This is a genomic window from Streptomyces olivochromogenes, assembly GCF_021538895.1.
Taxonomy (GTDB): domain Bacteria; phylum Actinomycetota; class Actinomycetes; order Streptomycetales; family Streptomycetaceae; genus Streptomyces; species Streptomyces olivochromogenes_A.
The window spans coordinates 15,462-28,223 of sequence record NZ_JADDRL010000039.1 but is presented as its reverse complement, the minus strand read 5'-3'; the positions used below and the strand labels follow the sequence as shown (position 1 = coordinate 28,223).

The following is a 12,762-nucleotide window of genomic DNA, read 5'->3' as shown; positions in this document are numbered from 1 at the left end:
TATGACAGGACACCGTATCGGTGTTGGCCGCGCCACTCGTCCGCGAGCCAACATCATCAGCATGAGCGAAACGATGATCGCGCTGGTGACCGGCGCGAACAAGGGCATCGGGTACGAGATCGCGGCCGGGCTGGGCAGCCTCGGGTACCGCGTGGGCGTGGGAGCCCGCGACGCGGCCCGACGCGAAACCGCCGTCGGGAAGCTGCGCGCCGTCGGCGTGGACGCGTTCGGGGTACCGCTGGACGTGACCGATGACCAGAGCGTCACTGATGCCGCGGAACTGATCGAACGGCTGGCCGGGCGCCTGGACACCCTGGTCAACAATGCCGGTATCTCGGGCGAGATGGACCCGGGGTGGGTGCAGGACCCGACCGCGCTCGACCTGGAGGTGCTCCGCACAGTCGTGGATACCAACGTCATGGGTGTCGTCCGGGTGACCAACGCGATGCTGCCACTGCTGCGGCGCTCGGCCTCGCCACGCATCGTCAACGTCTCCAGTAGCGTCGGTTCCCTGACCCGGCAATCGGACCCGGACATCGAGATCGGCCCGATCATGGCGGCCTACGCGCCGTCGAAGTCGTTCCTCAACGCCCTCACCGTGCAGTACGCCCGGCAGTTCGCCGGTACGAACATCCTGATCAACGCCGCCTGCCCGGGCCTGGTCGCGACCGACTTCACAGGCTTCCGAGGGCCCCGCACTCCTGAACAGGGCGCGACCACAGCGATCCGGCTCGCCACGCTGCCCGACGGCGGCCCGACCGGTTCGTTCTTCGAGGACGACGGCGTCGTCCCCTGGTGATCACGAACCCGCCGTGGATTCCGCAGAAACCAGATGCACTGAGAATCCCGGGCCGAGCGTTCTCATCGAACCTGGCAACCCCGCAGCTCAGCACAAGAGATGCGGATCGTCCGGGGTGCCTTGCACCTGATACACGATGCTCTCGCATGCGCAGCGCCCGGTCCGTAGCGCAACGGGCGCATCCGCCGCGCCGACGGCCGGGTGCGTGACCCCTGATGCGGTGTTCGGAGTGGCAGGAGGGACCGTCTGGCCGGCACGGCCGGATGAACTGCGCATGGAGCTCCTTGTTCGTCTTCATCGGTCTTTCAGATGGCACTGGTTGTGACGCGAGGGGACTTCACCAAGGTCGAGTTGGACTGTCCGTGAACTTCGGGGCGGCCGGACCGCCGTGAGGGAGGCCGAGACGGGTGAAGTACTCGGTGGTGAGGATGCGGTCCCGTCGCTGTGGGTCGGCACGGGACAGCAGTGCGGGAGGCGGTCGCTTGCCCCCCTGAACTAGTAGGACTCCGTTAGGTCTGTCTCGATCTTGGTGTCGTGTGTGTCCTGGCGGGCAGGGCCTGGCGGCAGGTGGTGCAGACACCGGTCCAGCACCTCAGGATGTCCTGGAGGGCGTCGAGGACTTGGTAGAGGGTGAGACCGGTGCGGGCACTTTTGGGGCCAGGCGCTGTTCGGTGAGGAAGGCGTGGGCGGCGGTCACGAGGGTGACGTGGTGGTGCCAGCCCAGCCAGGAGCGGCCTTCGAAGTGGTCCAGGCCCAGGCCGTGCTTGAGTTCTCGGTAGTCGTGCTCGATGCGCCAGCGGACCTTGGCCAGACGCACTAGGTCGGCGACGGGAGTGTCGGCAGGCAGGTTGGACAGCCAATAGTCAGTCGGTGCGTCAGCGTCGGCGGGCCATTCGATCAGCAGCCAGTAGTCGGGGAGAACACCGTTCCACCAGCCCTGTTCGGCCGACGCGGCGGCTCGGATCGGACGCTCGACTGCCTTGCCGGCCGGGCGGATGCGCACGGCTGCGAATCGGGAGCGTAACTCCCCGCGCGAGCCGTTCCGCCAGGTGAGAGGGGCGAATGCCGCCTGCCCGAGGCCGGCGGCCAGGTTGTTGGCCTCCAGGCACCACTGGCAGGGCCGGCTCTTGGCGATCGGGGTGAGGATGTCCAGCAGAAGCCTGGCCCTGGCCCGCTCGTCGGCCGTCGGGGCGGTGCGCTCGTCGTCCAGCAGCCGCCCGCGGTACAGGATGAGAGCCAGCGCGCCTTCGACGTACGACTTCTGGGCGAGGAACATGTGCCGGACACCAGGATGCCCGACGATCGGGATCTGGGGGGTGGTGGCGGCCCTGGCCATGAGCGGGCGCCCCTGGGACCGGGTGCGCGCGTAGTCCAGTTCGTGCAGGTAGCCGGTGTAACCGAGCGCTGTGGCACCGAGTCCGAGACCGATGCGGGCCTCGTTCATCATGTGGAACAGGCGGCGGCGATGCCGTAGGTGGTGTAGCGGTTGAGGGTGAGGGGGAGGCATGTTCGTACCTCCGCGTGAGCCGGGAATTGCGGTCGTAGAAGGAACGCGGCGTGTGGTTTCGTAGCCCAGCATGGTGCTGCGTTTTACGTCGGCTCTGCGCTGACTGACAACCAGATTCGCTCCGCCAGGATCCCCGCCGCCTCGTCGAGGTCGACGTCGTGGATGCCGGAGAGCCAGCGGCGGGCCATGGCGACGACCGGGCCCAGCACGAGGGACTCGATGAGGGGCTGGGAGAGCGGTGCCAACTCGCCGGATTCCACGCGGGGTTGGATCCAGCGGGCGAGGGCGGACACCCTTGCCCGCTGGGCGTCGCGCTGCTCCTGGCCGCTCCGCGTCGGCTGGCGGTCGCCGTATGGGGAGTGCATGAGCCGCGCGGCGTCCGGGTGTTCCCGGACGAACGCGAAATAGGCCCGTACGACGGCCTCGATGCCGTCACGCGAGGTCGGTGCGGCCTGCAGTGCGGTGAGCAACTCGTCGAGCAGCCTGCCCATCCAGCGCCGCTCCGCCGCGATGACCAGGCCGTCGATGCTTCCGAAGTGGTGATAGAGGCTGCCCAGGCTGACCCCGCTGGCCTTGGTGACGGCGCTGACGGTGAGGCCCTGTTCGCCCGACTCCGCGTAGATGCTCAGGGCGGCGTCGAGGAGTCGGTCCACGGTCGCCTCGCCGCGTTGCTGCTTGGGAGTCATGTGGTGCCGCCGATTCCGCTGGTTCCGTCTACAGAGATCTAGAGTGTTTTTCTAGAAAGTCCTTCCAATTCTACTGCCAGTTGGCTCAGACTTGGCTGTGCGGGACACGAGTGGCCGCCCGGCCGTGGGGGGCGGGCGGACACTCGTCCACTGCGGCGACGATCGCGAACGGGGAGACGGGTACGACGTGTTAGAGCTGCACGGAAGCGGTGCCGAGCCGCTGGAGGACGAGGATCCGCGGCGGATCGGGGGCATCCCCCTGATCGGCCGGCTCGGGGCAGGCGGCATGGGCCGCGTGTATCTCGGCGTCCACGAAGGGCGTTACGCCGCCGTCAAGCAGGTGTTGTCCTCCGTCGCCGCCGAGGACAAGGCCTTCCTGCGCCGGTTCGGGCACGAGCTGGACAATCTCGCCAAGCTGCCCGCGCGGGCCACCACGCCGCTGCTTGTCAGCGACCGCACCGCGCAGCCGCCGTGGTTCGCCACCGCGTACGTCCCCGGATCTACTCTGCGCGAGGCGGTCGAGCTGAACGGCTCTCCGCTGCCCGCCGACGCGCTGTGGCTGTTGCTGCGGGAGGCAGCCTCGGGACTGGCGGAGGTGCACGCGCTGGACATGGTGCACCGGGACGTCAAGCCGTCCAACGTCATGCTGACCCTCGACGGCGTCACCGTCATCGACTTCGGCGTCGCTCAGGCCGCGGAACAGAGCCAGCTGACCCTGTCCGGCATGGTGGTGGGAACGCCCGCCTACATGTCGCCCGAACAGGCCTCGGGGGCACGGAAGTTGACCGGCGCCGTCGATGTGTTCGCCCTCGGCTCGGTGCTCGCGTACGCGGCCTGCGGGCGCCCGCCCTTCGGCGACGAGTCCGGGCACGGGGTGCTGTACCGCATCGTGCACGAGGAGCCCGACCTCGACCCCGTGCGTGAACTGGCCCCGGAGCTCGCCGAGGTTGTCGCGGCCTGCCTCGCCAAGGACCCCGGCGCCCGCCCGACCGCCGCCGAACTCGTCGAACTCGCGGAACAGCACGGGCCATTCACCGCCCCCCTGTGGCCGCAGGCCATCACCGAGCGGCTGTCCGAACGGGCTGCCTTCGCCGCGACACCAGTCCCGGAGATCGAGGAGCCGTCCGTCCCTGTCCCGACCTTGCCGTCCGCCGAGCCGGAGTCGAAGCCGAAGCCCGAGCCGAAGCCCGAGCCGGAGTCCACGCCCCGCCCTGAGCCGCGCGAGCGCCGCCGCCGTACCCGGATCCTGTTCGCCGCCGTCCCCGTTGTGGTCGTGGTCACCGGTACGACCCTCGCGATCCAGCTCTTGCCGAACACCTCCGCACCACAGGCCGACGCCCGCGCCACGCCGTCGGTCACGGTCTCGGCGTCGCTCACCCCAACCCAGTCCCCCTCGGGCACGGCGACTCCGGGGAAGTCGCCGTCAGGCAAGGGCAAGGGCAAGGGGATGAGCGGGGCGCAGACCAACAGTGGGAGCTCCGGCACCGGTACCGGCAAGGGCACGGACGCGAAGGACGGCTCTGGCGACGCCGGCACCTCGCACGGCTCGGGCGGCAGAAGCGGCTCAGGTGGCTCGGACGGTTCCGGCCGTACGTCGACGGGCGCACCGGACCAGAACACCGCGGCGGGCAGCTACTTCCACCTCGTGAACGGGGACAACGGCAACTGCCTGACCCTGACGGCCTACGGCAACGGGCTGATCCACGGGAACTGCGCGGACGACGCGAACAGCTCCTGGGCCTTCCTGAGCGCGTCGGACGGCTCGTTCAAGGTCGTCAACCAGGGCAGCAGTCAGTGCCTGGTCACCCCCGTCTTCGGCAACAACGCCTCGGTCGGCTCGTGTGAGGCGTACGGCCAGTCCTCGATGTTCTGGACCAGGGGCTCCGGCGCGACCCTGCGCAGCGTGCAGAGCGGCCAGTGCCTCGATCTGGCCTCGGGCAGCAGCGTGACGGCGCACGACTGCGAGTCCGGGAAGGCGTCCCAGCGCTGGACGAAGGAGTAACCGTCTGAACCCTGTCGTAAGCATTCGGAAGGAATGTGGCTGACTGATCATGGTACGTGGGGTCTGCAGCGTCTCCACGGTGAGCAGGGTGTTCGTCGACATCGACGTCATGCGCCCGCCGGAGTGCGGCCCGCGCTTCAGGGCAGCGAGCGGCTTGTCGTCGCGCTGCAGCACCGACTCCAGCGCCTCACTAGGGCAGCGACGCCGGGCCCTTCGACTCGAGGGCCGGCACTCCGCCGCGCTCCCACCCCTGGCACCAGCGCTGCTCCGTGCCGTCAGCCCCGCGACATCACGCCAGGGTCAGTAGCCATCCCTGTTCGTGGTGGCCCAGTTGGCCGAACGCTGGGGCACTCGCAAGGGCAAGACGGTGTGGACCGAACAACCACTGGACGGCACATTCACCTGAGCGTCTCACGCCCTGCTGGGTGACTCCGGAACCGCCGACGATACGTGCCGTGCTGACGGCAGCAGCCGCACCCGGCCGCGAGACTGCTACTCCTGGCCGGAGACCGCCATTTCTCCCAGCAGCGACCAGTCGTCCTGCGGAACGGTCAGGTTGACGATGCGCGGCGTCTCGGCCAGATGGGGTGGCAGCGTCTGCTGCGCAGCCTTGAAGTGCGCAGACTGCACATGCGCGGCTCCGGCCTCGTCGTCGCGGAAGGCCTCGACCAGGACGTACTCCGTCGGCTCCTCCACACTCCGCGACCAGTCGAACCACAGGCAGCCGGGCTCGGCGCGCGTGGCGCGGGTGAAGTCGGCGGTGATCTCGGGCCAGCGGTCGGCGTGCTCGGGACGGACTCGGAACTTGGCAGTGATGAAGATCACGGGATTCCTTCGCTGATGTCTGTCGTCAATTCCCCCGCGTCTGGCGCGGGGGAGGGGAGACGTTCGGGTCGGCGCGGTGCTGCCACCTTCGTCCCGCACGTGTCGCGTATGCGACGTTCGGAGTGACAAGCCGATCCGCGGGCGGCCGCGGCTTTCCCCGCTTTCCGGCCGAGGGCTCGTCACTACAAGATCGTACGATCTCGGCCTGCCATCGCTGGCTCGCGGAGCCGCGAGAGCGGACGCGTCGCAATTCTTCCGGCCCGGCCCTGTCGCCCCACGCCCCGTGGCGGGCCGCCCGGTCGGCTGTCCGCCACGGTGGCACGGGAAGTGGTGCGGGCGTGCCCGCCGGGTCATGACGACCGGAGTACCAACTCACTGTGCGCGTATGGAAGGACTTTGGCGTGCGGCAGATGGACCAGGACCTCCGCGCCCACCGGAACTCCTTCCTCCCGCGGCGTTTTGGTCCTGACGAGCTGCCCGGCCACATCCACGTCGAGCACCCGCTGTACGCCGTGGTGCGATGCTTCCCATAGTGAGCGTGCTTGGCGCTCACGCGGTTGGCGGAGCCTCACGAGCCCAGTCGAAAGGCATCGGCGCGCCCTGCGGGATCACCCAAGGGCGGGGATAGCGAGCGTGACAACCGGTGCAGCGTGCGACGAACGGCCCGACCTCGGGGTTCGTGAGAACGCTGTAGTGGCTGGAGGGCTGAGCCGGGAGCATGTGCCCGTTCGCCGCCGTCTCCAGGCCGGGCCACTGCGGCGAGCATTGGCACGGGCGTTCTATTGCGAACGGGTCGCCGTCAGGAGTTTTGGCCGTGCTCTTGAAGAGCTTGGCGAAGTTCTTGCGTATCGACATGGCGGAGGCCCCTCCTTTGCCGTGCCCGACTTTCGGGCGTCCAGACAGTAACCGAGGCCGAGCTGAGTCGATGGGCGCCATCCATAGGCTGAGGGGCGGGCGCCCGCACTGGGCACAGAGTTTGAGATCTGGCCTCATCCTTGCTGGTCGGCGTCAGTCGACCTGTCTGTATCGTGCATGCAATCTCTGGGTACGTGACCGGCAAAGGGGAGTGGGATGGACGAGTGGGTCCCTGTTGACTTGATACATCTGTCTGACGAACGAGGGGTCTCCCTCGTCCTGCGTGCGGTTGAACGCCACGAAGTCCATTACGCCCGGGTTCGAGCTGAATGCCTAATAACTACGGATTTCGTGAACGCTCGCTTGAAGACCAACATCCGGCTTGATCACCTCGAAGAGTGGGAGGAAGCACTCAGACGCCTCAGTGCGGGTGAAGACGCCAACTGGCCGCAAGGCAGCCGAGGGTTGGAGCTGTACTTTCACCCACACGAAAACGGCTGGCTCTCCATCTCGGTACACGATCCAGACAGGTTGACGGTGGCCCTGGGGCTCGAACCAACGCCTGAGTGGATCGCTGAGCATGAGGCAAACCTTCAGCGTCTGCGTGACGCCTGCGGCGAGTCCTGAAGACAAGCAAGACATGGGCGCGTTCCGCTGAGGCCGGCGCAGTCTCAACTACCCACGTTCCGAGGCCAACGCACTCGTCAGGCATCACGGAGCCGCAGCACCGTGCCGCCGATGAGTAGCGTGACTGCCGCCCACAGGGCCAGCACGCCGAGGCCCGCCCACGGTCCGATGGGGAGATGGCGCAGGTCCGTCGTGGCCTGGACGGCCAGTCCCGCGGGCATCGGCCCGATCTGCGCGAGGTGCCGCCGAAGGCCTGGGTCGGTGACCACGTGGCTGAGGAGGGGGAAGAGGTACAGCAACCCCAGCACGACGCCCATCGCCACCGCCGCGTCCCGAACCGCTGTGGCGATGCCGAGGGCGAGCAGAGCGACCAGGACCAGGTAGATCACCGAGCCTGAGACTGCCCGCAGGGTCGGCCCGTCCGTAAGGGAGAGGGCGGCGTAGCCGTGGGCGGGCGTGAAGCCGTTGCCTGGCAGCAGGCTGCGTCCGGCGAGTACGGACGCCAGGACTGCCGCGGTCCCCGCGGTGAAGACCGTCCCGCTCACGACGGCGGCCTTGGCGGCCAGAACGGTGGTGCGCCGCGGCACTGCCGTGAGCGTGGTGTGGATCAAGCCGGTGCCGTACTCGTGGCCGATGATCAGCACGGCCACGATCGCGGCGATCGTCTGACCCAGCGACACGCCTGTGAGGCTGAGTCTGACAGGATCCTGGCCGCAGCCGCTCGCGGGGCACCGGGTGGTCGCCGCCACTGCCGCGCTCACGGACGCTGTGACGGAGACGAGGCCCAGCAGCAGCCATGCGTGACCCGTGTCGGTTCGCAGCTTGGTCCACTCGGCGTGGACCGTTTGGCGCAGGCCGATGGCGCTCATCCGTCCCTCCGGCGCAGCAGCAGGGTCGCGGCCGCCAGAGCGAGCATGGTCCAGCCGCTCAGGACGGCGTAGCCGCCCCAGGGCGAGAGGGGAAAGTAGCCGGAGGCTGGTGTGTAGACGGTCAGTACGTGGGCGTAGTGCGGCAGTGTCTGCTGGACGGCGAAGCCCGCCGCCGGGGTGAGGCGAAGCAGCCACTGTGCCAAAGGGGCCGGCAGCACGCCGCTGACCGCGAGCAGATAGGGCAGTACGGTCGTCACGACGACGGCGGTGATCGCTGTCGCGCTGCGCCGCAGCACCGCGCCGAGCGCCAGTGAGAGAGCGGCGGTGGCGGCCAGCAGGAGCCCGGTGCCGAGGGTCGCGCGCAGTTCCACCGCGCGTGGCACGGTGAACACCAAGAAGTGGGTGGCGTGTGCGCGTTGGCGTCCGAGCGGGATGCTGATGGCGGCGACGACCACGCCGACCGCGAAGGCGACTGTCACGACGACGGCGGTTTTGGCGGCCAGCACCCGCTCGCGTCCTGGTGCCGCGGCGAGTGTGGTGCCGATCAGGCCGCGGCGGTATTCGGTGGTGACGAACTGTACGGCCACGACCGTCAGGACGATCAGTGCGGCGAACGTGCCGACCAGGAAGTTCTCGATCGCGTAGGCGGGGCCGAGCGTGGGACCGCCGACCACGGGGGCGATGTCCCCGGCACCCGTGACAGAGAAGCCGCTGCCGGTCTGCGTGTGGGCGCCTGAGGTGTTCTCCGCGTAGCTGCCGGATGTGCCGGCGTCGCCGCCCACCTGAACGCCCTGCCAGCGGTCCGGTCGGCTGCCACGGGCCCAGGGACCACCGAGTGCCGCGTGGCCGAAGGTTCCGGTGGCCACAGCAGGGCTCGTACCGCCGCGGGAGCCGCTCGTCTGCACGGCTGCGGGGGAGGAGGTGAAGAGGCCCACCTGCACGGTGGCGGGCAGACCGGCCAGGCGTGCGCTGCCGATCTCGGTCCAGTGCACGCCGTCTGCCGAGTCGTATCCGGTGACCGTCGACCCGGCGCGGACCAGGCGCAGCCAGCGTGGCGAGGCGGCGGAGGGGCGGCCGGGCAGGCCGGCCCGGTCGTGGGTGAAGTCGTCCTGCATCCGCACGCCGTGAGCGCCGGTGACCATCATCGCGGCGTACTGCGAGCCCTGTTCGAGGCTCTGCTTGACGAGGATTCCGGACTTGGCCCACGGAGTGATCCCGGGCGAGGTGTGCCCTGGTTCCTGGGCCAGCACGCCGGTAAGCGCGGTCACGGTGACGGTGATGCTGCCGTCGCCGGTCAGGGCCTCGTGCATGAAGTAGAAGCTGTCGTTGACCGCTTCGCCGCCGGGGCCGACAGGCAACGTGGCGGCGTCTTGCGTGTGCTGGGTCGACGACTGGTTTGTCGACGCCGTCCCGGCCAGCAGGAACAGGACGGACGCCAGGATTGCGCCGACTGCGCCGAGGACCCAGCCTCGTATGGTGCGGAACTTGGTCCACTCCGCATGCAGAACTCGAAGCCCCCTCATCACGCGGTCTCCTCGCCGCCGTCGCCGCGGTACTGCACGGCGTCCCGGGTGAGCTCCAGGTACGCCTCCTCCAAGGTTGCGCGGTGCGTGGCCAGTTCCGCGAACGGCACCCCGCCCGCGTTCAGCACGGTCACGATGGCCTCGCCTGTCAGCCCGCTGACGCTGACTGTGTCCGCCCCCTTGGCGTGGACGATCGCGCCGGCGCGTGCCAGTGCCTCTGTCGCCGCGACGGGTGCGGAAGTGCGCAGCGTGACGCGGTTCGCGGAGAGCGTCGCGAGCAACTCTGGCACGCCCGTGTCGGCGACCACACGGCCGCGTCCGACGACGATGAGGTGACCCGCGACATCCTGCAGCTCGCTCATCAGATGGCTGGACACCAGTACCGTCCGGCCGTGCGCCGCCAGCGAGGACAGCAGGCTGCGGATCCACAGGATCCCTTCGGGGTCCAGGCCGTTGAACGGTTCGTCCAGCATCAGCGCGGGCGGATCGCCGAGGAGCGCCGCCGCGATGCCCAGCCGCTGTCGCATGCCCAGCGAGAAGCCGCCGGCACGGCGCCGCGCCGCCTCAGCCAGTCCGACCTGCTCCAGCACCCGGTCCGCTCGGCTGGCCGGGAGGCCCTGCGAGTGGGCCAGCCACAGCAGGTGGTTGCGGGCGCTGCGGCTGGGTTGCAGGGCGCCTGCATCCAGCAGCGAACCCAGATGGCGCAGTGGGCTGCCCAAAGTCCGATACGGCTGTCCCCCGACCAGCGCGCGCCCCTGGTCGGGAGCGTCCAGGCCCAGCACCACCCGCATGGTGGTGGACTTGCCGGCGCCGTTCGGGCCCACGAATCCGGTCACCCGTCCCGGCCGGACGGTGAATGTCATGCCATTGAGCGCCTGCGTCGCCCCGAAGCGTTTACGCAGGCCCTCAACCTCGATCCTGGGATCGTCCTTCATCCTTGCTGCTCCGCCCCTCGCTCGTCATGTCCTGGGGCCCACCACGCTGCGCTCGGAGCCGTAACGCGGGCGGAACGGGTGCTGTCATACCGCTGTTAGGCCGGTTCGCCTAGCCTGAGCGGGCAGTAAGAGAGAAGGGGACCGATGGCAGCGGAACTGGGGCCTCCCATACGGGCGGTGCACCGTCGTAGCGTCCGCTGGCGTTTCACGACCCTGTACGCCGAACTGTTCCTTGCCTCGGCCATCGCGATGCTGGCGGTCGTCGGGCTGGTGGCCGGCGGTACCTACCGGGCGGCCCAAGCGCCGGGCAACCAGCCAGGCACGCTCTCGTCCGCTGCTCAGGCGAGGATCGCCAGTCTGGAGCACCAACTCGCCCAGGCCCACAGCCGGCAGGTGGACCAGCTGCTGCTCGGTTCGGCGGCGGGGTTGGTGGTGATGGGACTGCTGTCGGTCGCGATGGGCTGGTACGCCGCCGGACGCGTACTGCGGCCGCTTCGCGCGATGACCGTGGCGACTCGTCGCATCTCCGCCGACAGCCTGCACGAACGACTCGCCGTCCCGGGTCCGCACGACGAACTCAGGGACCTCGGCGAAACGATCGACGCGCTGCTGGAGCGCCTTGAGCAGGCGTTCGCCGCGCAGCGGCGGTTCGTTGCCGACGCCTCGCACGAACTGCGCACCCCCTTGGCCACCATGCGGGCCTCGGTGGACGTCGCGCTCGCCAAACCGGACCCGGTCCCCGAGCAGACGCGTACCCTCGCGCGCCGCGTCAGGACCGAGCTGGACCAGGTCGACCGGCTGCTGGACGGCTTCCTGGCACTGGCCCGTGCGCAGCACGGAGTGCAGCTGCCGGACGTGGAGGCCGTCCCGCTGGATTTGCTCGCCACGGCTGCGCTCGCCCAGCGTGCCTCCCTGGCCTCCGCGAAGGGACTCGTCGTGGATGCTGACTGTGCAGGTGACGGATCGGGCGTGTGGGCGCGCGGCAGCCGGACCCTGTTGCGCAGGATGGTGGAGAACCTCGTTGACAACGCGATAGTGCACAATCAGCCCGGCGGCTGGATCTGCGTCACTACCAGCGCCGAGGGCACGGATGTGCGGCTGGTGGTGGAGAACGGAGGTCCTGTGCTGACACAGGATCAAGTTTCCCATTTTGTCCGTCCGTTCCGTCGGCTCGGCGCCGAGCGGACCGGCGGTGGCATCGGCGCGGGGTCGGGCCTCGGCCTGGCCATCGTCGCGGCGGTCGCCGACGCACACGGTGGCGCCCTCGACCTGCAGGCCCGTGCCGAGGGCGGACTGCGGGCCACGGTCACCCTCTTCCGCGCGTCCGAGGCGGAGACCGTGGCATGAGGGTGCTCGTAGTGGAAGACGCCAAGTCGCTCGCCGACGTCCTGGTCGAGGGCCTGCGGGACCAGGGCATGGCAGTGGATGTCGCCTACGACGGCCTGGAGGCCGCGGCCAAGCTGGACGTCGGCGTGTACGACGCGGTCGTCCTGGACCGGGACCTGCCGGGCATCCACGGCGACATGCTCTGCCAGATGGTCACCGACCGGGACGACCGACCCATGGTGCTGATGCTGACCGCCGCAGACGCGCCGGCCGACCGCGTCGCCGGCCTGAGCCTGGGTGCCGACGACTACCTGGTCAAGCCCTTCCACTTCCCCGAACTCGTGCTCCGCCTGCGGGCCCTGACCCGTCGCCGCCCGTACGCCCGCGCCCGCATCCTCCGCGCCGCGGGCATCGAACTCGACCCCGTGCACCGCACGGCCACCCGCGACGGACACCACCTCGACCTCTCGGTCAAGGAGTTCGAGGTCCTGGAGGCCCTCTTGCGGGCCAGCCCGGCCCCTCTCAGCGCGGAGACGCTGCTGGAACAGGTGTGGGACGAGAACGCCGACCCGTTCACGAACACCGTCACAGTGACCATCGGCCGACTACGACGCAAGCTCGGCAGCCCACCGGTGATCACCACGACGCCCACGGTCGGCTACCGGATCGCTGGCCCGAGAGAGTGATTGATATCGAGGGCACGGAGCCCTTTCGGCCGCCTGGAAGGCGGCCGTTCGAGTTCTACGGCCGCCTGCGTCCAAGTCCGAAATGCGGTCGGAACGATATGTGAGTGCATATGCAGCCTGGT

11 protein-coding genes and 1 pseudogene are annotated in these 12,762 nt (G+C 69.2%); 5 read left to right on the top strand and 7 right to left on the bottom strand.

Annotated features, from left to right (window positions below; translation table 11 throughout):
- Positions 1-61 precede the first annotated feature (61 nt).
- Positions 62-799: an SDR family oxidoreductase gene (locus tag IPZ69_RS20865; protein WP_235455705.1), complete on the top strand. Its 738-nt coding sequence runs from the start codon at positions 62-64 to the stop codon at positions 797-799.
- A 592-nt stretch (positions 800-1,391) separates the two neighbouring features.
- On the opposite strand, the pseudogene IPZ69_RS20860 reads toward IPZ69_RS20865, so the two are convergent.
- Both IPZ69_RS20860 and IPZ69_RS20855 read right to left on the bottom strand, forming a co-directional pair.
- Positions 1,392-1,889: pseudogene (locus tag IPZ69_RS20860) on the bottom strand (transposase); the annotation flags it as partial.
- Between the two features lie 500 nt (positions 1,890-2,389).
- Entirely contained in the window at positions 2,390-2,992 is a 603-nt protein-coding gene (locus IPZ69_RS20855; protein WP_235455703.1) for a TetR/AcrR family transcriptional regulator, read from the bottom strand.
- Positions 2,993-3,179: 187 nt separating this feature from the next.
- On the opposite strand from IPZ69_RS20855, the gene IPZ69_RS20850 reads away from it, so the two are divergent.
- Positions 3,180-4,994: a serine/threonine-protein kinase gene (locus tag IPZ69_RS20850; RefSeq protein WP_235455702.1), complete on the top strand. Its 1,815-nt coding sequence runs from the start codon at positions 3,180-3,182 to the stop codon at positions 4,992-4,994.
- 492 nt (positions 4,995-5,486) lie between these two features.
- On the opposite strand, the gene IPZ69_RS20845 is transcribed toward IPZ69_RS20850, so the two are convergent.
- The gene (locus tag IPZ69_RS20845) at positions 5,487-5,819 is read right to left on the bottom strand and encodes a putative quinol monooxygenase (protein ID WP_235455701.1); all 333 of its coding nucleotides are present in this window, start codon (positions 5,817-5,819) and stop codon (positions 5,487-5,489) included.
- Between the two features lie 549 nt (positions 5,820-6,368).
- Positions 6,369-6,674, bottom strand: a complete 306-nt coding sequence (locus tag IPZ69_RS20840) for a hypothetical protein (protein ID WP_235455700.1) — start codon at positions 6,672-6,674, stop codon at positions 6,369-6,371.
- A gap of 216 nt (positions 6,675-6,890) precedes the next feature.
- Here IPZ69_RS20840 and IPZ69_RS20835 point away from each other — a divergent pair, with 216 nt between their 5' ends.
- The gene (locus tag IPZ69_RS20835; RefSeq protein WP_235455699.1) at positions 6,891-7,301 is read left to right on the top strand and encodes a DUF5959 family protein; all 411 of its coding nucleotides are present in this window, start codon (positions 6,891-6,893) and stop codon (positions 7,299-7,301) included.
- Between the two features lie 77 nt (positions 7,302-7,378).
- Here the strand turns inward: IPZ69_RS20835 and IPZ69_RS20830 are convergent, their stop codons facing one another.
- Genes IPZ69_RS20830 through IPZ69_RS20820 form a run of 3 tightly spaced genes read right to left on the bottom strand, consistent with a single transcriptional unit; the run spans position 7,379 to position 10,628 of the window.
- Positions 7,379-8,170, bottom strand: a complete 792-nt coding sequence (locus tag IPZ69_RS20830; protein ID WP_235455698.1) for an ABC transporter permease — start codon at positions 8,168-8,170, stop codon at positions 7,379-7,381.
- Positions 8,167-9,693: an ABC transporter permease subunit gene (locus IPZ69_RS20825; RefSeq protein ID WP_235455697.1), complete on the bottom strand. Its 1,527-nt coding sequence runs from the start codon at positions 9,691-9,693 to the stop codon at positions 8,167-8,169. The genes IPZ69_RS20830 and IPZ69_RS20825 overlap by 4 nt, the downstream gene beginning before the upstream one ends.
- A complete protein-coding gene (locus tag IPZ69_RS20820; RefSeq protein WP_235455696.1) occupies positions 9,693-10,628 on the bottom strand; it encodes an ATP-binding cassette domain-containing protein in 936 nt (311 codons plus the stop codon). Before IPZ69_RS20820 ends, IPZ69_RS20825 begins: the two co-directional genes overlap by 1 nt.
- A gap of 144 nt (positions 10,629-10,772) precedes the next feature.
- On the opposite strand from IPZ69_RS20820, the gene IPZ69_RS20815 reads away from it, so the two are divergent.
- Together IPZ69_RS20815 and IPZ69_RS20810 are read left to right on the top strand one after the other, a co-directional pair.
- Positions 10,773-11,975, top strand: a complete 1,203-nt coding sequence (locus IPZ69_RS20815) for a sensor histidine kinase (RefSeq protein WP_235455695.1) — start codon at positions 10,773-10,775, stop codon at positions 11,973-11,975.
- Positions 11,972-12,640, top strand: a complete 669-nt coding sequence (locus IPZ69_RS20810; protein WP_235455693.1) for a response regulator transcription factor — start codon at positions 11,972-11,974, stop codon at positions 12,638-12,640. The genes IPZ69_RS20815 and IPZ69_RS20810 overlap by 4 nt, the downstream gene beginning before the upstream one ends.
- Positions 12,641-12,762 lie beyond the last annotated feature (122 nt).